The organism is Streptomyces luteolifulvus, assembly GCF_008806595.1.
GTDB classification, from domain to species: domain Bacteria; phylum Actinomycetota; class Actinomycetes; order Streptomycetales; family Streptomycetaceae; genus Streptomyces; species Streptomyces luteolifulvus.
In genome coordinates this window covers 1-21,749 of the sequence record NZ_VZRB01000016.1, presented here as the reverse complement: position 1 = coordinate 21,749, position 21,749 = coordinate 1, and the positions used below count along the sequence as shown (strand labels likewise).

Sequence of the window (21,749 nt, the reverse complement as noted above, 5' to 3'; positions counted from 1 at the left end):
CGTCCGTTCGCTCGCCCGTCGTTTTCGCCGCAGGGCCGCCGGACACCACCGCACGCCGAAGCCGCACCGGGACCCGGCCGGCCCTGCGGCACCGGGGCGCCGTCGCCTGCTGATCAGCTCCGCCACCGTCGCCTGCGCGGTCCTGGTGGGAGTCCTGGCTCTCCGGGACGCCTCCGGGCCGGCCGAGGGGCCGGGCTCGCGGTCCTCCGCACCGGGCGGCGAGTGCCGGCCCACCGCGCTGCTCGAACCGCCCTGCGGAGCCTGGTTCGGCGCCTTCGTGCCGCACAACAAGCACGATCTGCGTCAGCAGGTCCTCGACTACGAGAAACGCGTGGGCCGCAGGCTCGACATCGTCTACACGTACCACGACATGTCCCGCGTCGAGGGCGTCCGTCTGGAGGGCCGGCTGCTCACCGAGGACGAACAGGCCGTCGGCCGGGACCGCATGCTGCTGCTGTCCTGGGAGAGCAAGTGGTGGGGCGGCACCCCACAGCAGCAGCCCACCTGGAAGCAGATCGCGGCCGGGGACCTGGACGCGTCGGTGATCGACGTCCAGGCCCGGCGCGTCAAGGCGTACGGGAAGAAGGTGTTCCTCTCCTTCGACCTGGAGATGGACACCCGCACCCCGGCCAGCGGCACACCCGAGGACTACGTCCGGGCGTACCGGCACATCCACGACCGGTTCCGGGAACTGGGTGTCGACAACGTCGTGTGGACCTGGATCATCACCGGATACCTGGACCACGCCGACCTGTTCACTCGGCTGTACCCGGGCGACGACTACGTCGACTGGATCGGCTACAACCAGTACAACTACTACCGCTGCCACAACGCCGACTGGCTGTCCTTCCGGCAGACGCAGACCGCCACCCACGACTGGATCCGCGCGCATCTCTCCGACGACAAGCCGCTGATGCTGTCCGAGTTCGGCACCGCGAACGACCCGTCCCGTCCCGAGCGGCAAGCCGGCTGGTACGCGCAGGTGCCCCGGGTGCTCAAGAGCCTGGACGGGGTCAAGGCCGCCCTCCAGTGGAACTACCGTGACCCGGGGCCGGACTGCGATCTGGCGGTCGCCGACGACGACGCCTGGGCGAGCCTGCGCAAGGCTGTCTCGGATCCGTACCTCAACCAGCCGCTGCGGTGACAGCGTGGGATTCAGCCCGCGAACACGGGCCCGCGCAGCACGGCGCGGGCCCGCCGGTACCAGCGCCAGGCGACCGTCTTCGGCCCGTCCCGGTACGGCGCGATACGGGCGCCCCTGCCCGCCAGCCAGTCCTCGACGTCGCCGAGGGTGTGGCTCTGCCGGACGATGAGGCGGGCTATGCGGTACCTCTCGTCCCGGTCCGAACTGAGCGCGTGCCGCACCGCCGTCGCCGTCTCGTACCCGGCGTCGGCGGACATCGTCCGCACCCGTGAGCTGTTGTAGCCGTGCGGATAGGCGAGATGCCGGACCGGATGGCCGAGGCAGTCCTCCAGTACCGCCTTGGAGGTGCGCAGTTCGTACGCCAGGTCCCGGCCGGACAGCGTGTCCAGCTGGGCGTGCGTCACGGTGTGGCTGCCCACCTCCATGCCGCTGTGCTCCAGCCGCGCCGCCCGGTCCAGGGGCATCATCGGGGCGGGCGGCAGCAGACTGCGGCCGCCCGGGGTGACGGCCCCGGTCGTGAGATACGCGGTGGCCGGCAGCCCCCGCCCGGCGAGCGCCTCGGCGGTGGGGCCGGGCAGGTCGGCGAAGCCGTCGTCGAAGGTCAGCAGCACGGGCCGGGGCGGCAGTGGCGCCCGCCCCGCGAGATGGTCGGCGACCGCGCTGATGGTGACGGGCGTGCGGCCGCTGTCGACGACAGCGTCGAGATGCGCCGCGAACTGCTTCGGTGTGACAGTGAACTCGGCGATCCAGTCGGGCGGGTCCTCCATCACGGCGTGGTACAGGAAGACCGGGATGCCGGCGCGGTCACCCGTGCCGTGCGCCGCCGGCCCGCCTCTGCCGTCCGTGCCCTGCGCGGTCATCGCGTCCTCCGTCCGGTCGTGCGCAGTGCGCGTCGGGCCCGGACATAGCCGACGGGGCCGTACAGCATGCCCCTGCGCTGCAGGCGGGACAGGCGCGCGGGCCACGGGTGGCTGCGGGTGTCGTGGTCGCCCGGGGCTCCGGTGCCGTCCGCCGTGCGCGCGGCGGTCAGGGCGCGGGCGTGGGCCAGGCCGCGGGGGAGCCGGGCGAGGAACGCCGGCAGCAGGGCGGGGCGGTGTACCAGGACGGCGGTGAGGTACGCGGTGAGGCCCGCGCCGTAGCCGTACGCCTGGGTCTCCAGGTCCCGCCAGGTGTCACGGTGGTGGTGCCACACCAGGGCCTGCGGGGTGTAGCGCAGCCGGTGTCCCTCGGCGAGGACGCGGACGAACCCGTACAGGTCGTCGCCGCCGCGGGCGGGCGTTCCGGCGCCGGTGGCCGGGTCGAATCCGCCGACGGCACGCAGCACCGAGGCGCGGAAGGCCATGTTGGCGCCGGAGCCGAACCGCCCGGCGGTGAACGGGAACAGCGGCTCGTCCGCGGGCGGGTCACCGGGGTCGTACGTACGCGGGGCGAAGCCCTTGGAGAAGCCTCCGTGGCTCTCCAGCAGCACCTGGGCCGCGGTGCTCAGCCGCGCCGGCAGGATCAGGCCGGTGACGCAGCCGAGACCGGGGTCGGCGGTGAACGGCGCGGTCAGCTCGGTGAGCCAGCGCGGGTCGGCGACGACGTCGTCGTCGGTGAAGGCGATCACCTTGCCGCGGGCGGCCTCGATGCCCCGGTTGTGGGCGACGGCGAGTCCGGGGACGGGCTCGCGCACATACCGCACGCGCTCGCCGTACTTCCGTTCCACGAGGTCCCGGGTCCCGGTCGTCACGGGCGCGTTGTCGACCAGGACGATCTCGAAGTCCGGATGGTCCTGGGCGAGCAGTGAGTCGAGCGCCCGGGCGAGCTGCCCGGCGCGTTCGCGGGTGGCGACGACGACGCTGGTGAGCGGTGGCTCGGGCGGCTCCCCGGGGGCCGGGCCCCGCAGCCTGCTCTTCCGGGCGAGCGCGATCAGTACGGCCTTCGGCTCCGCTCCCTCGGGCACGCTGCCGAGCAGTGTGCCCACGGGCCGCCCCTGACTCCTGACCAGGACGAAGACCTCACCCGGGGTCACGGGCGGGCTGCCCGGCCCCGGTCTGAGCCAGGCGTCGTCCCCCGCCAGGTCCAGCTCCGCGACCTGCACCGGCGTGATGCTCCGGAACCGCCGTATCTCCTCCTGCGCACGCGTCGTACGGGACATGCGACCTCCCCCTCGTGTCCCTTGCTTCCTTGGTGCTCCCTCGGTTGCCCCTTGTGTCACGACCGGCGCAGCCGGGCCACGCCCTTCAGCGTCCGGGCGGCCGCCGACGCGAGCCGGGGCCGGTTGCGTACGAAGTGGTGCGCACGGCGGGCGGGTTCGACGCTCAGCCAGTGCATCGCCGCGCCCACCCCCGGGCGGGTCGCCGCTCCCTCGTACACGGTCAACTCACCCGTCTTCAGAGAGTCCTTGTACTCGGCGGCCCCCCGCCCCAGATCCAGCAGACCGATGCCGGCCGCGGCCGCCGCCTCGGCCATCCTCAAGTGCAGCACCAGTCCCGGCGAGTACTTCGCGAACTCCGGGTCGTACGACGGGAACCAGCAGGCCAGGACCGTCGACGAGCGGAGTCCGAAGTGTGCGGCGACCGGTCGGCCGGCGGCGTAGAGCACGGACAACGTGCCCGTGCACTCGGGCTCCCGGGTGCCGGCGAGCTGGTGCACCAGCCGGGCGATCCACTCCTGTGCGAACCGGTCCCGGCGGCCCGTCCTGCGGTACTGAGCCGACTTCCACTCCATGAGCGTGCGCAGCGCGGCGGGATCGGTTTCGTCGAACACGAACCGCAGCTCGCCCACCTGGCGGCCGAGCCTGCGCTCCTTGGCGAGCGTGGTCTTCAGAAACTTCGGCGCCTGGGCGCGCAGGACGGTCTCGTAGGCCTCGTACCCCTTCTCCACGTCGATGACGTAGGCGGAGTACTCCGCGGCCGCGGCCGGAACGAACAGGTCCTGCTCCGCCTCCAGGTTGTCGAAGGCGAAGCTCGACAGCGAACAGGCCCGCAGCAGCTCGCCGGCCTCCAGCGGGAAGCCCGGCGGAAGTACGGCGCCCTGGCAGTCGGACACTCCGAACGCCAGGGCCCGGCCCTGTCCCAGCGGCCCTCTCTCGTGCGGCAGGAATCCGACCGCGTCGCCCCCCTCGTACACCACCGCCACACACGTCCTCGGCCGCACCCGGCCGACGGCGTCGGTGAACTCCGGCTCCATGAACGGGTTCCGCGGCTGCCCCGACTTGGTGCGCAGTTCCCGCCAGAGTTCTCTGTCCCCGGCGCCGAGCTCCTCGGGCCTCAGCACACGAATGCGTCCACTGTTCACATGACCCCCCGATCAAGTCCCCCCTGGACACCTTTGGACGGTACCGCCGTGAACGGGGCTTCGGGTAGGTACCGGACCATCCTGTGTCCAAACGGTGCAGAGGCCGCGATTTCTTTTTGCTGTCTCTTTCCGCTCCCTTGTGCCGTTCCGGTTTGCCGTTCCGGCGAAGTCCCCGCCGTCGTGAGATTGCCCACGGAGACCGGTGGTGCCGAGCTCGGCAAACTCGGCAAAGAGGGGCCAACTCCCGGAAACGGAACGGGGGTCAACGGATGTGAAGGCGGGAGCCGTCCTGATCGGGGCGAGTCGACCGGGGTGTTCCATCCGTATTCTCTGATCATGGCCGCACCCATCGCATTTTCACTGATCGCCACCGACCTGGACGGAACGCTGCTCCGTGGGGACGACACCCTCTCCGACCGGTCGGTCGACGCGCTTCAGCAGGTGGTGGCGGCCGGTGCGCGGCATCTCGTGGTGACCGGGCGCCCGGCGCCCAGAGTGCGGCCGCTTCTCGACGACCTCGGCAGCACGGGGCTCGCGGTGTGCGGACAGGGCGCGCAGGTGTACGACGCCGGCGCGGACCGTCTGCTGTGGTCCGTCACCCTGGACCGGGAGCTGGCCGAGACCGCGCTCGGCAAGATCGAGGCCGAGGTGGGCCAGGTGTACGCGGCGGTCGACCAGGACGGCGTCGACGGGCTCACGCTCATCGAGCCGGGCTATCTGATGCCGCACCCCACCCTCCCCGCCGTGCGGGTCGGCCGGCGCGACGACCTGTGGTGCGAGCCCATCAGCAAGGTGCTGCTGCGCCATCCCGACCTGAGCGACGACGAGTTGGCGGCGACGGCGCGCTCGGTGGTCGGTTCGCTCGCGACGGTCACCATGTCCGGCCCCGGCACCGTCGAGCTCCAGCCCATCGGCATCACCAAGGCCACCGGTCTCGCCCTGGCCGCCGAGCACCTGGGCCTCGGCCCGGAGCGGACCATCGCCTTCGGCGACATGCCCAACGACATCCCGATGTTCGACTGGGCGGCCTACGGCGTGGCGATGGCCAACGCCCACCCCGAACTCAAGTCGGTGGCCGACGAGATCACCCTGTCGAACGAGGACGACGGCATCGCCGTCGTCCTCGAAAGGCTCTTCCCCTGACGCTCAGTACGCGCCGAAGACGTTGTCGATCGACCCGTACCGCGCGGCCGCGTAGTTGCAGGCCGCGGTGATGTTCGCGACCGGGTCGTACGGGTCCCACGACGTGCCGTCGACGTGGTATGCCTGGAAGGTCGGGGCGATGACCTGGAGCAGCCCCTTGGACGGGGTGCCCGCGGCCGCGTTGGAGTCCCAGAGGTTGATGGCGTAGGGGTTGCCCGAGGACTCGCGGATGATGTTGCGATGGATGCCGTCGTACGTCCCCGGAATCCCGTGGCCCGCCATGACCAGGAGGGATGCCCGGATCCAGCCGTCGAGGTCGTTGGCGTAGCCCAGCGAGGTGGCGGTGGTCACGGGCGGGGTGGCCGCGGACGCGGTGGTCGCGCCGATCAGCGGGAGCGTCAGCACGGCGACCGAGGTACCGGCGACGGCGAGCTTGCGGGCGAGGCGGGCTGTGCGGGTGCGGCGGGGCTGACCGGCTGCGGACATGGCGGGTTCCTCTCCGGTGCCTGCGAGGTGAGCTGTCGGGTTCGGGCGGGAGCTGCCCGGCCGCGCCCCGAGAGGGCCGCGACTTCACCCCCAGCCGTCCCGGTACGCCCTGGGGCGTCCGGTGCGGCGACTTACCTGGGTCCCCCGCTCCTGCCGTACGTGAAGTGTGGTGGTCGGTGCTCGGGCCGGGCGGCGGCAGGATTCGGCGTCCGCCCGACGGCCCGGAACGTATGCGAGGGCACATGTCCGGAACAAGTGGCTGATGCACAACTCGCCCCTATTGACCTTGGCCTGAGGTGTTTGGGGCGCTTGATCCTTTGCGACTGCCAAGCATCAACTCGCAGGCGGTCAAGGTGAGTCGTCCGCGGAGAGGCTCAAGTCGGCTCGCGCGGCGACGTGAGGCAAGTCACCGGCATGAACAAGAGTGGCAAATCGGGCAATGGGCCCAACTCATTGTCAACCAGACGTCCGTGGGATCCGCGTCTCCCAGGTCCGGTGGAAGACCACCTCGCCGCCCTCGGTGCAGACCGCCTCCTCGGAGGTGACGAACTCCGCCGCGTCGCAGGTGATCTCCGAGCGCGTGCGGACCGTCGTGTCCCACGCCGTCTCGGGGCGGTGCAGCCGGATCGACCAGTCGCAGCGGGTGCGGGCCGACAGGGGGTCCGACTCACTGATCGTGTATGTCTCCAGCGCTTCCTCGGTGGTCTCCAGCCCGTCGGGGTACATACGCGTGCCGTCCCGGCACGGATCGGCCTCAAGGCGCCACTCGCCCTTGGCCACGTCACGCACCACCAGCCGCTGCGGACGCGGTTCGTCCAGCGTCCCGGGAGAGTTCACACCGAGCGGCTCCGCCTGCTCCGGCTCCTCGAACCTGACTGCTCCGCCCGACTCGCGGCCGCGGACCGGCAGTTCGAGGAAGCTGCCCGCGGGGTCCAGCGTGAAGCCCGCCGCCGAGCCGGGCTGGGGCCAGATCCACGGCCAGTACGCGGAGGAGACCGCGAGCCGGATGCGATGGCCGGCCGGGAAGGCGTGGCCGATGCCCTGCAGCTCGAAGGCGACCTCCTCCGTGGAACCCGGCGTCCACGGCACCGCCCGCTCCGGCCCCTGTCGCGCCGACAGGTTGAGCACGCCCCGGGTGACCAGCGTCGAGGCGCCGTCGGGGGCCACGTCGCACATCCGGGCGATCACTTGTCCGCGCGGCACCTCGCAGGTCAGCCGCAGCCGTACCCCCGGCCGCCCCAGGATCCAGGTCTCCTCGCCCACCTCGAAGTCGAAGCAGGCCGAGCGCGCGTCCTCCTCCCGCTGGTCCGGAGGCAGGTCGGCCTCCTCGCCGAGGGGCAGGAAGCGTCCGGCGTCGACACCGGTGTGCTGCGGAGAACGCACGGGCAGCGGGGCGCCCCGGAGGGCGTACCTGACGGTCGTCACGTGGGGGGAGGGCCAGGACGGCTCGCCGACCCAGCGGCCCGGCAGGGTCTCGTACCGGGTCGCCGGGGGATGCGAGTCGCTGACGTAGGCCCGCAGCAGCGGCTCGGCCATGGCCCCGGAGTCGGCCCCCTTCAGCCAGTGGTCCCACCAGCGCAGGGTCTCCTGGAGGAAGCCGATCGCCGGGCCCGGGGGCAGTCCGCGGTCGGGGTACTGGTGTGACCAGGGGCCGATCAGGCCGCGGACACGGTCGGGCGGGAGGTGCTCGACGAGCCGGAGCACCGTGTCGCGGTGCGGGTCGTGCCAGCCGCCCACGGCGAGGACGGCGGCCCGGATCGCGCCGTAGTCCTCGCGGACGCCTGCGCGCCGCCAGTGCTCGTCCCGGATCTGGCGCTCCAGCCAGGTGGGGAGGAACGACTCGACGGACTCCAGGCGCCCGAGCCACTGCTCCCGCCAGGCCTTGCCGGCGTACAGCGGGTCCGGCGGAAGGCAGACGGAGGAGAGGTGTCCGACGGCCCGGGTGTGCATGCCGGCCGCGAGGACGGAACCTCCCATGTAGTGCCCGTCGTTGTCATAGCGGTCGTCCGTGGAGCAGACCGTGACGACCGCCTTGAGCGGCTCGGGCGCGAGGGCCGCGGTCCGAAGGGAGTCGAAGCCGCCACGGGACACGCCGAACATGCCCACCTTGCCGTCGCACCACGGCTGCGCGGCGAGCCATGTCACCACCTCGGCCCCGTCGGAGTACTCCGTCACCGAGTGCCCGTCGGCCGGCACGCCCTCGCTGTTGCCGTGCCCGCGGGCGTCGACACGGACGGAGACATAGCCGTGTCCGGCGTACCAGGGGTGGCGCTGCCGGTCGCGGGGTGCGGTCGCGTCGGACAGCCGGCCCGGGAGGTACTCGAGAAGCGCCGGCACGGGCTCGTCCGTCAGGGGGCGCCACGCGCGCGCGTGGAGCAGGGTCCCGTCCGGGAGCGGGATGCGCAGGTCCTCATGGGCCGTCTCATGAGGGAAGGACGTACGGATGTGCACCACGTTCCACTACTTCCATGCAAATCTACAGAAGTCCGTCCATATCGGGTGATCGAAAACATACCGGTCGTGAGGGGGAACCGCCCGGCCTGACGGGGGCACTCCCGGTCGGGCGAAGTCCGCACCACGGGAGGTGGGCGCTCGTGGTGATCGAAACGTGACCGGATACGCTGACTTGAGTGATGGCAGCGACCTATCGACAAACCGTGTAATCGCCGGTAGACACCAGCAGACAGGAGACCCCTCGTGACCGTCGTCGGGCCGTTCGGGCTGAGCGTGCGGGACCAGGCTCTGGAAGCCGATGTCCAGGCTGGATTGACGGCCGTCGAGGAGGGTTTGCTCGAAGCCACCAAGAGTGAGGTCCCCTTCATCACGGAGGCCGCACAGCACCTCGTGCGGGCGGGCGGGAAGCGGTTCCGTCCCCTGCTCGTGATGCTCGCCGCCCAGTTCGGGGACCCGTACGCGCCGGGGGTCGTGCCGTCGGCGGTGGTGGTCGAGCTGACGCATCTGGCGACGCTGTACCACGACGACGTGATGGACGAGGCGGCGGTCCGGCGCGGTGTGGCCAGCGCCAACACCCGCTGGGGCAACTCGGTCGCGGTCCTGACGGGTGACTTCCTGTTCGCCCGTGCCTCGCACATCCTGGCCGACCTCGGGCCGGAGGCGGTCCGTGTCCAGGCGGAGGCGTTCGAACGCCTGGTGACCGGGCAGATCCTGGAGACGGCCGGGCCGACGGACGGGCGTGACCCGGTCGACCACTACCTCGACGTGCTCGGCGGCAAGACCGGCTCGCTGGTCGCGGTGTCGTGCCGCTTCGGCGCGATGATGTCGGGCGCCGACGAGACGGTCGTGGACGTGCTGACGCAGTACGGCGAGCGGCTCGGCGTCGCCTTCCAGCTCGCGGACGACGTCCTGGACATCGCCTCCGACTCCCACGAGTCCGGCAAGACCCCCGGCACGGACCTGCGCGAGGGCATCGCCACGCTGCCGGTGCTGCGCCTGCGCGAGCGCGCGGCCCGGCTGGGCCTGGCCGAGGACATCGCCCTGTGCGAGCTGCTCGACTCCGATCTGACCGACGACGCCCGCCATGCCGAGGCGCTGGCCGGGCTGCGGTCCCACCCGGCGCTGGAGCAGGCCCGCCGGGACACCGTGCGCTACGCCCAGGAGGCCCGCTCGGCCCTGGCTCCGCTGCGGGAGTGCGATGCGAAGGCGGCGCTTCTGGAGCTGTGCGACGCGGTGGTGCACCGAGCCGGCTGACGTGGCTGTGCGGGCGGGTAACCCGGCGTGACGCACGTCACACTTGTGGACTGAGTCCAATCTGAGATCCCTTCCGTATTCATGCCCAGAAGTCGACGCAGGGGGCGTCGGCTGACATACGGGGAGAAAAAAGAATCATGGGCATGAACACGACGTTCTGGAAGCGCCGTAAGAGCCTTGTCGTCACCGCCGTCGCGGTGGCCGCCGCCGGCGGGGTCGCCGCCGCCGTCGTTCCCGCCTTCGCCGCCCAGGGCATCCGCGCCGATCACGCGGGCCACGGCGGCCAGGCCATCGTCACCCAGAGCGGAACCGCCGCCGGCGGCAGCGGCGGGACGATCCTCGCCGCCAGTCTCCGGGGCACCAACGAGGTGCCCGTGGCGGGCGGCCCGGCCGTCGGGGACAAGGACGGCGCCGCGCTCGAGTTCATCAGGGTCAAGGGCAACAAGGTGTCCGTCGCCGTGACCTGGCGGCGCACCGGAAAGCCGACCCTGCTCCACATCCACCAGGGCGCCAAGGGCGCCAACGGCGGCGTCAAGATCGACTTCACCAAGCTGCTGGAGAACACCAGGCACCACAGCGTCACCGGCACCGTCAAGGTCGAGGACCCGGCCCTGCTCGCCGCACTGAAGTCCGACCCCGGCTCGTTCTACGCCAACCTGCACACGGCCGAGTTCCCGGGCGGCGCCGTCCGCGGCCAGCTCCACAAGGTCACCACCGCCTTCGACTTCCGGCACGCCCTCGCCAACTTCCAGGCGTCCGTGGTCAAGGGCAAGCAGATCTACCAGTGCAAGCCCGCCGAGGGTGGCGGATACGCCTTCGCCCAGCGGGACGTCAGGGCCCGGCTCGGCGGCCACATAGCGCACTCCTTCGTTAAGCCCAACTCCGGTACCCCGCAGTGGATCGCACCCGACCACAGCGCGGTCACCGGCTCGCTGATCTCCAAGACCCCGAACGGGGACAAGAACATCCCCGAACTGGACCTGAAGGCCACCCAGTCCGGTAAGCACCACGGCCTGCTCGCCGGCACCGCGGAGATCCTGCGGCTGAACACCGTCGGCGGCGTCGCCCCGGCCGGTTCCTGCACGCCCGGCACCATCGTCGGTGTGCCCTACCAGGCGGACTACGTGTTCATCCAGCGCTGAACCGTCAGTTGGTGAGGGCGGCGTCACCCGGCACGACCCCTACGGGTCGGGGGAGGCGCCGCCCTCTCACGTCATACCGCAGATGTACACGGAGTTGATCCCGCGGGCTGACGAATCCCCTGCGCCGATTTGGTCAGATGGAGACAACGGAAAACACCACTCCTCACCGATTCGGGTGAGAATGGCGGCTCAGGGTGGGACTAGGCCGACAGGACCTGGTGCGAGGAAGAGACGAGACGGGCGGCCGCCGCCGACGACGGAGGTAAGGCACACATGGCACCGTACGAATCCGATGACAGCACGAGCACCGGGGAGACCGAGGACCTCCGCGCCGGACGGCGCAGGGCGGCGCGGTACGTCGTCCCGGTCACCGTGGTGGGGCTGGCTGCGGCGACCATCGGGCTCGTCCCCGCGCTCGCCGACTCCGGCGATCCCGACCTGCCGAAGATCAGCGCACAGCAACTCGTCGAGAAGATCGCCGCGTCGGACGTACAGCAGCTGTCCGGCACCGTGAAGATCAGCACCGATCTCGGACTGCCCGACCTGGGCGGCCTGGAGAGCGGCCTGCTGTCCGGCGCCACGCAGTCCGGCGGCGACGAGTCCACCGCCGACCCGTCCGCCAAGCTGATGGAGCTCGCCTCCGGCACACACACCCTGCGCGTCGCGGCGGACGGCCCCGACCGGCAGAAGCTCTCCCTGCTGGAGGACGCCGCCGAATACAGCGTCATCCACAACGGCAAGGACGTCTGGGGCTACGACAGCAAGGCCAACGAGGTCTACCACTCCACCGCGGCCGACGGCGCGGACGCGCGGGACGAGCACGAGGAGGAGGTCCCGGCCACGCCCAAGGACCTCACCGAAGAGGCACTGAAGGCGGCCGACGACACCACCTCCATCACCGTCGACGGCACCGCGCAGGTCGCCGGACGGGACGCGTACCGGCTCGTCATCAAGCCGAAGGACTCCGGTTCCACCATCGGCGCGATCAGCGTGGCCGTGGACGCGAAGACCGGGATGCCGCTGAAGTTCACGCTCACCCCGGCGAGCGGCGGCGCCGCCGTGATCGACGCCGGGTTCACCCAGGTCAGCTTCGCCAGGCCGGCCGCCTCCACCTTCGACTTCACCCCGCCCAAGGGCGCGAAGGTCACGGAGGAGAACGACGCGCCCGCGAAGGCGCCCGAGGACTTCAGGAAGTCCGGCGACGACTTCGGCAGGGAGTTCGACCAGGAGCTCGGCAAGGAGCTCGACGGCGACGGCATGAAGGTCATCGGCGAGGGCTGGACCGCCATCGCCACCTACGACTCCGGCGGCGAGGGCATCCCCTCGGGCGAGGAGGCCGGCGGTGACCTCGGCGGCTTCCTCGGCTCGTTCGGCGACAAGGTGACCGGCACCTTCGGCAAGGGCACGGTCTTCTCGACCCGCCTGGTCAACGCCCTGGTCACGGAGGACGGCACGGTGTACGCCGGAGCGGTCACCAAGGAGGCGCTGGTGAAGGCGGCCGACGCCGCACGGTGAGTACCGTACGCACGCAGGTACCCAGCGGCGTACGACGAATCGAGGGAGCCGATGGACGAACCGTCCGCCACGGAGCCGGATCCGCAGGGCGCGGGTGACAGCGTCATCGCCACCCGTGCGCTCACCAAGCGCTACCGCGGCGGACAGCTCGCCGTCGACGGTCTCGACCTGACCGTCCCGGCGGGCAGCGTCTTCGGCTTCCTCGGTCCGAACGGCTCCGGCAAGACCACCACCATCCGCATGCTGATGGGCCTGATCGGACCGACCTCGGGCACGGCACACGTCCTGGGCCGTCCCATGCCCCGCGCCGCGCGTGCCGTGCTCCCGCACGTCGGCGCCCTCATCGAGGGACCGGCCCTCTACGGTTTCCTCTCCGGCCGCGACAACCTCATCCGGTACGACGCCGCCGACCCGACCTCCGATCCGCGCACCCGGCGCACCCGCGTCGCCACCGCGCTGGACCGGGTGGGGCTCGCGGCGGCCGGGGGCAAGAAGGCCAAGGCGTACTCGCTGGGCATGAAGCAGCGCCTGGGCCTCGCGGCCGCGCTGCTCCAGCCGCGCAGACTCCTCGTGCTCGACGAACCGACCAACGGCCTCGACCCGCAGGGCATGCGCGAAATCCGCGCCCTGGTGCGGGAGCTGGCCTCCGACGGCACGACCGTCTTCCTCTCCTCGCACCTGCTCGACGAGATCGAGCAGGTGTGCACGCATGCCGCGGTGATGGCCCAGGGCCGGCTGATCACGCAGGGCCCGGTGGCGGACCTCGCGGCGGGCACCCGCGGCCGGCTCGCCGTGACCACACCGGACACGGGGGAGGCGGCCCGGGTGCTCAAGGAACAGGGCGCCACGGACGTCGTCGTCACCGACGACCTGGTGACCGCCGAACCCCCGGACCGCGACCTCGCCGAGCTGAACGCCGCGCTGGTGACGGCCGGGGTCCGGGTCCGCGGCTTCGGCGTGGAACGGCCCTCGCTGGAGGACGCGTTCGTGGCACTCACGGGGGAGGGGTTCGATGTCGCAGGCTGAGGTCGTCCGCGAAGTCGTCCGTGACGTCCCGCGCAGGACGAGCCCGTTGTGGACCCTCGGACTGCTGCGCAGCGAACTGTTCACCACCCTCCGCCGCTGGCGCACGCTCGCGCTGCTCGCTGTGCTGGCCGCGGTACCGGTCCTGGTCGGGATCGCCGTGAAGATCGAGACGAGCGACGGCTCGGCGGCGGGCGGCTCGGGCGGCGAGGGCCCGGCGTTCATCTCGCAGATCACCAACAACGGCCTCTTCCTGGTCTTCACCGCGCTGGCCGCGACCCTCCCCTTCTTCCTGCCCATGGCCGTCGGCGTCGTCGCGGGCGACGCGATCGCCGGCGAGGCGAACGCCGGCACCCTGCGCTACCTCCTGGTCGCCCCCGCCGGCCGCACCCGTCTGCTGCTCACCAAGTACGCGACCGTCATGTCCTTCTGCCTGGTCGCCACGCTGGTGGTCGCGGTCTCGGCGCTGACGGTCGGCGCCCTGCTGTTCCCGCTCGGCGAGCTGACGACCATCTCGGGAACGCGGATCAGCTTCGCCGACGGCCTGGTCCGGGCCGTGCTGATCGCCCTGGTCGTCGCCGCGTCACTGATCGGCCTGGCGGCGCTCGGCCTGTTCGTCTCCACCCTGACGAACAGCGGCATCGCGGCGATGGCGACGACGGTGGGCCTGCTGATCACCGTCCAGATCCTCGACCAGATCCCCCAGCTGCACGCGATCCATCCCTACTTGTTCTCCCACCACTGGCTGTCCTTCGCCGATCTCATGCGCGACCCGGTCTACTGGGACGACCTGGTGAAGAACCTCGGCCTCCAGGCCCTGTACGCGGCGGTGTTCGGCTCGGCTGCCTGGGCACGCTTCGCGGGCAAGGACGTGACGACGTAGCCGTGTCCGCTCACTCGTCAGCGGCTCCGCGGCTCCTGGCCGCCCCGGTGAGACGGACCAGCGGCTCCGTCCCACGGGGTGGCCCCGTGCCCGGCTCGCCCAGGCGCCAGGCGTGCACCCAGGGCACGCGGTACACGTCGATCACCGAGTCGATCACGTTCACCCGGTGGACCAGAGGGCGCGGCAGCCGCCCCGGCGCGTCCGCGACCAGCACCACGGCATCGAGGTCCAGCCCCGCCGGAGCCTCCCCGCGCCGGAACACCTCCACGGCGCGCAGGGCCGCCGCCAGTCCGGCGGCGTGCGTACGGGCGACGAGCAGCACCGAGTGCGGGGCGTCGGGGCCGGGCCATTCACGGCCGCAGTCGTGACCGCCGTAGACGGCGGCGAGCGTGGAGACGCCCGCCCCGCCATGGGTGCCGACCCAGGAGTAGCGCCGGACGGCGGCGTGAGGGAGGCCGCCCCGCTGCCGTACGGCCTCCGGCTCCGCGGTTTCCGCGTCCACCGGCCCGCGGAGCCAGATCTCAGGACCCGGCCCGCCCTCCGTCCGCATGGCGCGTGCTCCTCCCTCCGCGAGGCCCGCCGCCCGCGCGCCGCCCTTGACAGGGCGTGAGTTCCTGGAACGAGTCTGTGACGCCACGGTGACGTGGGAATCGCGGGCAAGGGGCGAAACTCAACAGTAGTCGTACGACCCGATCTTGACGCTGAGGGAGCGCCCACCCGGCGGCGGGAGGGAGCACCATGGACACTGAGCGCGCTGTACGGCGACTCCCCGACGCATCCGAGTGAGGGAACCGATGTCTCGACTCAGCCGCGACCCGAAGCGGGCACCCGCCGGCCCGGCCATCGCAGAAGCCGCACCGATCGACGTCCGCGTCACGGGGGCGGGCGGCGCGTCGGTGGGCGGCGTACCGGTCGTCGCGGCCGCCGGCAAGGAGATCCAGCACGCCGTCCTGAGCCATCTCCACCGTGTCGCGCTCGCCATGGGCCACGCCGTCCTTGCCACGGTTCACGACGAACGCACCGGGTACGTCGTACCCCTCCGGGTGAATCCGGACGGCTCCAGCGAGTTCGCCGCCGATCCCGTACGGGTGGCACCGCCGGGGGAGCAGCGCGACAAGCCCACACACGTGATGCACCCGGTCCCCGAGCCGGTACGGGAAGCGGAGCCGCAGGCGTCCGTCGAGCCGTCCCCGACGTTTCCCCTGCGAGCGCTCCCGGACCCGGCCGACCCCACCCCACCCGGCACGGTCGCGGCACCGACGGGAACGTTCGGGCCGCCGCCGGTGATGGACGGAACACCGGCTTCCCAGACGCACACCTGGCCGGCCCCGTACTCCGCTCCGGCCCTGCATCAGGAGTGGCCGCCCGCCCCGCAGCCGATCCCCGAGTCCGCCCCGGCGCGGGCCGCGGCCGGCTCCGCCTCCGTCCTCGCGCCCCCTCCCACCCCTCGCCACGACCCGGCCCTCGACCCCGATCCCAAGCCCACCCCCGCCAGGGGGTTCGACGCCGTGGCCGAAGCCGTGCTGGGGGACGGGACGCTGAGCGCCGCCGGTGAGGGGGCCGCGCTTCTCGCGGAGCCGGTCGCGCGGATCAACGAGGCCGTCAAGGCGGGCCGGATCGAGGCAGCCTCGGAGCTCGCGGAGCGGACCGTGGCGGAGGCGTCCGGGACGCTGGGGCCGGAGCACCCCGAGGTGCTGCGGCTGTGCGAACTCACCGCCTACATCGCCTACTTGGCCGACGAACCGGTCCGCTCCTTCCGCCTCTCCCTCGACCTCGCCCGCATCCACCGCCGTGAGCGGGACGCCGAGGCCGCGTACGGCAACATCCAGAGCGCGGCCACCGCCTGGCGCGCCGTACGCAACCCCGTGCAGGGCCTGGACCTGGGCGTGGACCTGATCGCCCTGTGGAGCGAGCTCACCGCGGAGGAGGGCCCGGCCGCCGACGAGATCGAGAAACTGGAGTCGGCCCGGTCCCGGATGACCCGCCTGGCGGAACGCGCCCGCACGGTGCAGGACTCTCCGGGAAGCTGACGCGAACGCCGGCTACGACGACAGCTGCCACACCGCGTGGGCGACCGCGTCGCCGTTCCGGTCCAGCGCCGTGTCGTTGATGTTGGCCGTCGTGTCGCAGGACGAGTGGTAGCAGCGGTCGAAGGCCCGTCCCGCCGTACCGCCCCACTTGGCCGCCTGCGCCGCCGTCTTGAGGTAGTCGGCCCCGCTGAACAGGCCCCCGACGGGGATGCCCACGTTCTTGAAGGATGCGTGGTCGGAGCGGCCGTCGCCCTCGGTCTCCGGCTCGGTGGCGATGCCGAGGCCGGTGAAGTAGTCCTTGAACGTCTTCTCGATCGCCGGGTCGTCGTCGTAGACGAAGTAGCCGGGGTTCGGCGAGCCGATCATGTCGAAGTTCAGATAGCCCTTGATCTTCGCGCGGTTCGCCGAGGAGAGGTTCCTGACGTAGTAGCGGGAGCCGACCATGCCCAGCTCCTCCGCGCCCCACCAGGCGAATCGCAGGTGCTTGGCGGGGTGATAGCCGGCCCGGGACACCGCGAGCGCGGTCTCCAGGACGGCCGCCGAGCCGGAACCGTTGTCGTTGATGCCGGGCCCGGCGCTGACGCCGTCGAGATGGGAGCCCGCCATGATCACCTGGTTGGTGTCGCCGCCGGGCCAGTCGGCGATCAGGTTGTAGCCGGTACGGCCGGAGGAGGTGAACTGCTGGACCGTGGTGGTGAACCCGGCCGCGTCCAGCCTGGCCTTCACATAGTCGAGCGAGGCCTTGTAGCCGGCGCGGCCGTGCGCCCGGTTGCCGCCGTTGGCGGTGGCTATGGACTGGAGCTGGGTCAGGTGTGCCTTGATGTTGGCGACGGGCAGGTCGGGCGCGGCGGCCACCGGGGTCCGGGAGGCGGGCGCCGCGTCGGCTATGGATCCGCCGGCCAGCAGGGTGACGGCGGCGACGGCAGCGGCAGCCGTCGCCCGCCCGGAAACGGAGAGCTTCATGTGGGGGGCTCCGAATTCCTTGGGAATCACAGGGATTCCACAGTGAATGGGGTGCCAGGATGGTGAAGCTGAAACTGACTCTCCGTCAAGAGCGTTATCCGGACAGGGCGTTCGGATAGCGGGCCACACCGCGGTCCGCGTGCAGGCCGCTCAGTGCACGCAGAACTCGTTCCCCTCCGGGTCCGTCATCACGACCCACTCCCCGGCCGGCTCCTTCACCCGCCGCAGCACACCGGCCCCGAGCGCCCGCAGCCGCTCGACCTCCGCCTCGCGCCGGCCCTCGCCCGGGTGCAGATCGAGATGCAGCCGGTTCTTGACGGTCTTCGGCTCCGGCACCCGCTGGAACAGCAGCCGGCGTCCGAGCCCGGTCCCGCTGTCCTTGTCGTAGGGGTCATCGGGATGCCGTACGGCGATCAGGTCCCGGAAGGCCGCCCGGCCGTGGAACTCCACGGTGGCCGCACCGGGCAGCGCACCGAGTTCCAGCAGCCGTTCGACGAGGGCGCTGTTGTCCTCGGCCACATAGTGGAGCGCGGCGGCCCAGAAGTCGGCCTGCGCATGCGGGTCGGCCGAGTCGACGACGAGCTTCCAGTGCACGGGGGTGGGTGCGGGTGTCTGCGTCATGCCGACCACTTATAGCGGCCGGGGGACCGGAAAGGGCCGGAACTCGTCGTAGGGCAAGCCTGTACAGCCCGTCCGGCGCTTGAGGGCGAGGCCGTTCAGGCCGAACGGCGCCCGGGGGGCGGAGCCCCCAGGATCAGGCGTCGACCGGAGCCGGGCTGGGCTTGCCCGTGCGCGCCGGCTCCACCGTGCGCAGCGCGCCACGCGTCCGCCGTCAGCAACGTCAACGCCAGCCACACCAGCCCGAATCCGGCCCACCGCTCGGCCGGCATCGCCTCATGGAAGTAGAGAACACCGAGCAGGAACTGGAAGACGGGCGCCAGATACTGCAGCAGCCCCAGCGTGGACAGCGGCACGCGGATCGCGGCCGCACCGAAGCACACCAGGGGCAGCGCGGTGACGATTCCGGTCGCCGCGAGCAGCGCCGCATGCCCCGGACCTTCGCCGGTGAAGCTGGACCTCCCCTGGGCGGTGAGCCAGAGCAGATAGCCGAGCGCGGGCAGGAACTGGATCGCCGTCTCGGCAGCCAGCGACTCGATGCCGCCGAGGTTGACCTTCTTCTTCACCAGGCCGTACGTGGCGAAGGAGAAGGCGAGGGTCAGGGAGATCCACGGTGGCTGCCCGTATCCGATGGTCAGCACGAGCACGGCCGCGAAGCCGACGCCGACCGCCGCCCACTGCACGGGCCGCAGCCGCTCCTTCAGGATCAGCACGCCCATCGCGATGGTGACCAGGGGGTTGATGAAGTAGCCGAGCGAGGCCTCGACCACATGGCCGGCGTTCACGGCCCAGATGTAGACGCCCCAGTTCACGGTGATGACGCCCGCCGCCACGGCGATCAGCCCGAGCCGGCGCGGCTGCCGCAGCAGCTCGCCCGCCCAGGCCCAGCGGCGCACGAAGGCCAGCGCCACCGCGACGAACACGAGGGACCACGCCATCCGGTGGGCGAGGATCTCCACCGCTCCGGCGGGCTTGAGCAGGGGCCAGAAGAGGGGGACGAGCCCCCACATCCCGTATGCCGCGAAGCCGTTCAGCAGGCCTGTCCGCCGCTCACCCTTCGACTTCCCGGTCACGGGTACCTCCGCACCTCATCACTCACCTTGCTGCTCTCGCGCAGCCTTCAAGAAGGTAACGCCGAACACCCCCGCCTGTCATGCCCGTATCGCCATACGGTCATGACAGGCGGGGGTACGTACCCGTGGAAGGGGTGATCAGCTCTTGAGCGCGGCCGCGATCGAATCGGCGATCGGCGTGGTCGGGCGGCCGGTCAGCCGGGACAGATCGCCGGTGACGGTGCCCAGCTCGCCCTTCTCGATGGACAGGTCGACGCCCGCCAGGATCGCGGCGAAGGGCGCGGGCAGCCCGGCGCCGGCCAGGATCTCGGTGAAGGCCTCGACCGGGACCGCGTGGTAGGCGATCTCCTTGCCGGTCTGCCTGCTGAGCTCGGCCGCGTACTCGGCAAAGCCCCAGGCGGTGTCCCCGCCCAGCTCGTACGTCTGGTTCTCGTGGCCCTCGCCGGTCAGCACCGCGACGGCGGCGCCCGCGTAGTCGGCCCGGGCGGCGGAGGCGACCCTGCCCTCGCCGGCCGCCTGGACGACGGCGTTGTGCTGGAGGACCGGGGCGAGGTTCTCGGTGTAGTTCTCGTTGTACCAGCCGTTGCGCAACAGGGCGTAGGGGACGCCGGAGGCCAGCAGGGCCTCCTCGGTGCCCCGGTGGTCGTCGGCGAGCGCGGCGCTCAGGGTGCCGGGGGCGCTGGTGTAGGCGAGCAGGGCCGCACCGGCGTTCCTGGCGGCGTCGATGACGACCTTGTGCTGGCCGACACGGCCCTTGTCGAACTCGTTGCCGGAGATCAGCAGCACCTTGTCGCCGGCCGAGAAGAGGCCGTCGAAGGTCTCGGGAGCGTTGTAGTCGGCGACCGCGAGCTGCACACCGCGGGCGGCGAAGTCGGCGGCCTTCTCCTTGCTGCGGACGACGGCGGTGATCCGGTCGGCCGGAACCTTCTCCAGCAGCTGCCGGACCACATGGCGGCCGAGGTGTCCGGTGGCGCCGGTGACAACGATGCTCATGATTCAGGACTCCTTGTGGGATGCGTCTGCGCTAACCGTAGGAGATGCGCTAACTCAGCGAAAGTACCCACTTTGAAGTAAGGTACTGTCATGGCCGTAAGTACCCAGGCAGTGGGCAAGGACAGCAAGTACGACACCGGCGAGGCGATGTGCCCGTACCGCCTGGTGCTGGAGCACATCACGTCCCGCTGGGGAGTGCTGGTCCTCATCGAGCTCCTGGAGCGCCCGTACCGCTTCAGCGAACTGCGCCGGGCGATCGGCCGGGTCAGCGAGAAGATGCTGACCCAGACCCTCCAGACGCTGGAGCGCGACGGCCTCGTCCACCGCGACGCCAAGCCGGTGATCCCACCGAGAGTCGACTACTCCCTGACCGACCTGGGCCGGGAGGCGGCCGAGCAGGTGCGGGGCCTTGCGCTGTGGACGGAGGAGCGGATGGGGGCAGTGCAGAAGGCGCGGGAGGGGTACGACGCGCGGAAAGAGGGCTCTGAACGGGCTTGACGCGGGCGCCTCGGGCCGGCCGGGCGAATGCGGGCGGCGCTGGCTGGGCAGAGACAAGGCAGGGCGGCGTTGGGTGGCCTGAGCGTACGTCCATCCATGCGCCCCCCGTCCGCCTCCCGCGCCGACTGGTGCCGCCCGGCATGCTGGGGGCGGGACGCTGTGCCCACCCGCGCGCCGGTCCTCGTGCCGCCCACGAGACAGCCGACCGGCGGCCGGACGCCTGACTCGGGGGTTCCGCCTTGGCCACAGAGAATCCGGATGCGCGAAGGATCGGTTCTGCAACGGGGGGCGGACGGCAGGAGGAGCTCCTGGAGAGCCTGCTGAAGCAGCTCACGGTCCTCACCGAGGAGATGCGCAACGCCAACCTGATCCAGCTGCATCGCTTCATGGCGGAGCAGACCGGGCGTGCGCTCGCCGATCCGGCGCTGTCGGAGGCCCTGAGCACGCTCCAGGGCGTGTCGGCGAGCAAGCGCCGGCAACTGCTGTTCGTCAACGCGCACTACAGCGCCATCGTGCTGAACCATCGCCTGGGTGCCGTCGACTGGAACGAACTCATCGGCCACCTGCGGGTGTGGTGCGTGAACCGTGTCTTCCAGGAGTACTGGGAGATGACGGGCGACCACCGCAAGAGCCTGCCGCGCCAGTCGCTGGAGGCGAGGGTGGGGCAGGCCGTCGACGCCATGATGGAGGAACTCGCCGACGGTCCCGATGAATGGTGGGTCGTGGGCCCTTCCGAGTGAACCAGGTTTGCCCCCCGTGGCCTATGGGGAGCCTGATAAGTTTTGCCGGGCGACGCTTCACCTTCCCATCCCAGGGCTGGACTTCATTCCGCTCGGCCATAGACAGAGGGCTCCTGCGTGTACAGCGAACTCCCCGCCGTCAGTATCGTCCGCCGCCTCGGGGATTCGCCCCGCCAGCGAGGAAGCATGTCGGGCGAGACCTGTCCCGATCTGTTCGAGCTGAGCGACGGCAGCTTCGCCGTGATCGGCACGGACCGGACCGACGACCTCGACGCCCTGCTCCCGGCGGACGCCGCCCGCGCCGACTACGAACGCATCGTCGTCATCACCCGCGAGACCCTCGTACGCGCCAAGCGGGACATCCCCGACGTCTGACCTCCCCCACGCCTAATGGGACTTGCCGGGGCGTAGAGACTCGGTGCCGTAGCCGCCAGCAGGTGAGCACTTTCATCGCCTGAAGCACGTGACTTCTGAGGTCAGACCGTGCCCCTGCTGGTCGGCCGGGAGGCCA

The 21,749-nt window shown here is 71.3% G+C and carries 21 protein-coding genes; 11 read left to right on the top strand and 10 right to left on the bottom strand.

What is annotated here, in order from left to right:
• Positions 1-145: 145 nt before the first annotated feature.
• Positions 146-1,144: a glycoside hydrolase family 26 protein gene (locus F7R91_RS22460; RefSeq protein WP_225320743.1), complete on the top strand. Its 999-nt coding sequence runs from the start codon at positions 146-148 to the stop codon at positions 1,142-1,144.
• A gap of 11 nt (positions 1,145-1,155) precedes the next feature.
• Here F7R91_RS22460 and F7R91_RS22455 read toward each other — a convergent pair whose 3' ends face one another.
• The 3 genes from F7R91_RS22455 to F7R91_RS22445 all read right to left on the bottom strand — a co-directional run bounded on the left by F7R91_RS22455 (position 1,156) and on the right by F7R91_RS22445 (position 4,402).
• Positions 1,156-1,911, bottom strand: coding sequence for a polysaccharide deacetylase family protein (locus tag F7R91_RS22455; protein ID WP_150951042.1), 756 nt, complete (start codon positions 1,909-1,911; stop codon positions 1,156-1,158).
• A gap of 89 nt (positions 1,912-2,000) precedes the next feature.
• Positions 2,001-3,281 carry a glycosyltransferase gene (locus F7R91_RS22450; RefSeq protein WP_150950897.1) on the bottom strand — a complete coding sequence of 427 codons (1,281 nt, stop codon included), beginning with the start codon at positions 3,279-3,281 and terminating at the stop codon, positions 2,001-2,003.
• A 56-nt stretch (positions 3,282-3,337) separates the two neighbouring features.
• The gene (locus tag F7R91_RS22445) at positions 3,338-4,402 is read right to left on the bottom strand and encodes a GNAT family N-acetyltransferase (protein WP_191971589.1); all 1,065 of its coding nucleotides are present in this window, start codon (positions 4,400-4,402) and stop codon (positions 3,338-3,340) included.
• Between the two features lie 357 nt (positions 4,403-4,759).
• On the opposite strand from F7R91_RS22445, the gene F7R91_RS22440 reads away from it, so the two are divergent.
• Positions 4,760-5,566, top strand: coding sequence for an HAD family hydrolase (locus tag F7R91_RS22440; RefSeq protein ID WP_150950895.1), 807 nt, complete (start codon positions 4,760-4,762; stop codon positions 5,564-5,566).
• Between the two features lie 3 nt (positions 5,567-5,569).
• On the opposite strand, the gene F7R91_RS22435 is transcribed toward F7R91_RS22440, so the two are convergent.
• Both F7R91_RS22435 and F7R91_RS22430 read right to left on the bottom strand, forming a co-directional pair.
• On the bottom strand, positions 5,570-6,052 hold the full coding sequence (locus tag F7R91_RS22435) for a transglycosylase SLT domain-containing protein (protein ID WP_150950894.1): 483 nt from the start codon (positions 6,050-6,052) through the stop codon (positions 5,570-5,572).
• A 456-nt stretch (positions 6,053-6,508) separates the two neighbouring features.
• The gene (locus F7R91_RS22430) at positions 6,509-8,503 is read right to left on the bottom strand and encodes a CocE/NonD family hydrolase (RefSeq protein WP_150951041.1); all 1,995 of its coding nucleotides are present in this window, start codon (positions 8,501-8,503) and stop codon (positions 6,509-6,511) included.
• 246 nt (positions 8,504-8,749) lie between these two features.
• On the opposite strand from F7R91_RS22430, the gene F7R91_RS22425 reads away from it, so the two are divergent.
• The 5 genes from F7R91_RS22425 (at position 8,750) to F7R91_RS22405 (ending at position 14,323) form a co-directional block, all read left to right on the top strand.
• Positions 8,750-9,760, top strand: a complete 1,011-nt coding sequence (locus F7R91_RS22425; RefSeq protein WP_150950893.1) for a polyprenyl synthetase family protein — start codon at positions 8,750-8,752, stop codon at positions 9,758-9,760.
• 143 nt (positions 9,761-9,903) lie between these two features.
• Positions 9,904-10,902, top strand: coding sequence for a CHRD domain-containing protein (locus F7R91_RS22420; RefSeq protein ID WP_225320742.1), 999 nt, complete (start codon positions 9,904-9,906; stop codon positions 10,900-10,902).
• Positions 10,903-11,175: 273 nt separating this feature from the next.
• Positions 11,176-12,417, top strand: a complete 1,242-nt coding sequence (locus F7R91_RS22415) for a LolA family protein (RefSeq protein ID WP_150950891.1) — start codon at positions 11,176-11,178, stop codon at positions 12,415-12,417.
• Positions 12,418-12,468: 51 nt separating this feature from the next.
• Positions 12,469-13,443, top strand: a complete 975-nt coding sequence (locus F7R91_RS22410; protein ID WP_150950890.1) for an ABC transporter ATP-binding protein — start codon at positions 12,469-12,471, stop codon at positions 13,441-13,443.
• Complete coding sequence (locus F7R91_RS22405; protein ID WP_150950889.1) at positions 13,430-14,323, top strand: ABC transporter permease; 894 nt, start codon at positions 13,430-13,432, stop codon at positions 14,321-14,323. Before F7R91_RS22410 ends, F7R91_RS22405 begins: the two co-directional genes overlap by 14 nt.
• 10 nt (positions 14,324-14,333) lie before the next feature.
• On the opposite strand, the gene F7R91_RS22400 is transcribed toward F7R91_RS22405, so the two are convergent.
• Complete coding sequence (locus tag F7R91_RS22400) at positions 14,334-14,873, bottom strand: DUF6668 family protein (protein WP_150950888.1); 540 nt, start codon at positions 14,871-14,873, stop codon at positions 14,334-14,336.
• A 244-nt stretch (positions 14,874-15,117) separates the two neighbouring features.
• On the opposite strand from F7R91_RS22400, the gene F7R91_RS22395 reads away from it, so the two are divergent.
• Entirely contained in the window at positions 15,118-16,353 is a 1,236-nt protein-coding gene (locus F7R91_RS22395) for a tetratricopeptide repeat protein (RefSeq protein ID WP_150950887.1), read from the top strand.
• 12 nt (positions 16,354-16,365) lie between these two features.
• Here F7R91_RS22395 and F7R91_RS22390 read toward each other — a convergent pair whose 3' ends face one another.
• The 4 genes from F7R91_RS22390 to F7R91_RS22375 all read right to left on the bottom strand — a co-directional run bounded on the left by F7R91_RS22390 (position 16,366) and on the right by F7R91_RS22375 (position 20,000).
• On the bottom strand, positions 16,366-17,316 hold the full coding sequence (locus tag F7R91_RS22390) for a M28 family metallopeptidase (protein WP_150950886.1): 951 nt from the start codon (positions 17,314-17,316) through the stop codon (positions 16,366-16,368).
• Between the two features lie 150 nt (positions 17,317-17,466).
• Positions 17,467-17,937 carry a VOC family protein gene (locus F7R91_RS22385; RefSeq protein WP_150950885.1) on the bottom strand — a complete coding sequence of 157 codons (471 nt, stop codon included), beginning with the start codon at positions 17,935-17,937 and terminating at the stop codon, positions 17,467-17,469.
• A gap of 95 nt (positions 17,938-18,032) precedes the next feature.
• On the bottom strand, positions 18,033-19,007 hold the full coding sequence (gene rarD / locus F7R91_RS22380) for an EamA family transporter RarD (protein WP_150950884.1): 975 nt from the start codon (positions 19,005-19,007) through the stop codon (positions 18,033-18,035).
• A gap of 138 nt (positions 19,008-19,145) precedes the next feature.
• Positions 19,146-20,000: an SDR family oxidoreductase gene (locus F7R91_RS22375; RefSeq protein ID WP_150950883.1), complete on the bottom strand. Its 855-nt coding sequence runs from the start codon at positions 19,998-20,000 to the stop codon at positions 19,146-19,148.
• 90 nt (positions 20,001-20,090) lie between these two features.
• Between F7R91_RS22375 and F7R91_RS22370 the strand changes: the two genes are divergently transcribed.
• The 3 genes from F7R91_RS22370 (at position 20,091) to F7R91_RS22360 (ending at position 21,613) form a co-directional block, all read left to right on the top strand.
• Positions 20,091-20,498 (top strand): winged helix-turn-helix transcriptional regulator, encoded by a 408-nt coding sequence (locus F7R91_RS22370; protein WP_150950882.1) that lies wholly within the window; start codon positions 20,091-20,093, stop codon positions 20,496-20,498.
• Positions 20,499-20,737: 239 nt separating this feature from the next.
• Entirely contained in the window at positions 20,738-21,238 is a 501-nt protein-coding gene (locus F7R91_RS22365; RefSeq protein ID WP_150950881.1) for a DUF6082 family protein, read from the top strand.
• Between the two features lie 186 nt (positions 21,239-21,424).
• Positions 21,425-21,613: a hypothetical protein gene (locus F7R91_RS22360; RefSeq protein WP_150950880.1), complete on the top strand. Its 189-nt coding sequence runs from the start codon at positions 21,425-21,427 to the stop codon at positions 21,611-21,613.
• Positions 21,614-21,749 lie beyond the last annotated feature (136 nt).

Coding starts and splice junctions, on each gene's coding strand:
- F7R91_RS22455 (WP_150951042.1), bottom strand. CDS start 1,911: ATGGAGGACCCGCCCGACTGGATCGCCGAGTTCACTGTCACACCGAAG.
- F7R91_RS22450 (WP_150950897.1), bottom strand. CDS start 3,281: ATGTCCCGTACGACGCGTGCGCAGGAGGAGATACGGCGGTTCCGGAGC.
- F7R91_RS22440 (WP_150950895.1), top strand. CDS start 4,760: ATGGCCGCACCCATCGCATTTTCACTGATCGCCACCGACCTGGACGGA.
- F7R91_RS22435 (WP_150950894.1), bottom strand. CDS start 6,052: ATGTCCGCAGCCGGTCAGCCCCGCCGCACCCGCACAGCCCGCCTCGCC.
- F7R91_RS22420 (WP_225320742.1), top strand. CDS start 9,904: ATGAACACGACGTTCTGGAAGCGCCGTAAGAGCCTTGTCGTCACCGCC.
- F7R91_RS22415 (WP_150950891.1), top strand. CDS start 11,176: ATGGCACCGTACGAATCCGATGACAGCACGAGCACCGGGGAGACCGAG.
- F7R91_RS22410 (WP_150950890.1), top strand. CDS start 12,469: ATGGACGAACCGTCCGCCACGGAGCCGGATCCGCAGGGCGCGGGTGAC.
- F7R91_RS22405 (WP_150950889.1), top strand. CDS start 13,430: ATGTCGCAGGCTGAGGTCGTCCGCGAAGTCGTCCGTGACGTCCCGCGC.
- F7R91_RS22400 (WP_150950888.1), bottom strand. CDS start 14,873: ATGCGGACGGAGGGCGGGCCGGGTCCTGAGATCTGGCTCCGCGGGCCG.
- F7R91_RS22395 (WP_150950887.1), top strand. CDS start 15,118: ATGTCTCGACTCAGCCGCGACCCGAAGCGGGCACCCGCCGGCCCGGCC.
- F7R91_RS22390 (WP_150950886.1), bottom strand. CDS start 17,316: ATGAAGCTCTCCGTTTCCGGGCGGGCGACGGCTGCCGCTGCCGTCGCC.
- F7R91_RS22385 (WP_150950885.1), bottom strand. CDS start 17,937: ATGACGCAGACACCCGCACCCACCCCCGTGCACTGGAAGCTCGTCGTC.
- F7R91_RS22375 (WP_150950883.1), bottom strand. CDS start 20,000: ATGAGCATCGTTGTCACCGGCGCCACCGGACACCTCGGCCGCCATGTG.
- F7R91_RS22370 (WP_150950882.1), top strand. CDS start 20,091: ATGGCCGTAAGTACCCAGGCAGTGGGCAAGGACAGCAAGTACGACACC.
- F7R91_RS22360 (WP_150950880.1), top strand. CDS start 21,425: ATGTCGGGCGAGACCTGTCCCGATCTGTTCGAGCTGAGCGACGGCAGC.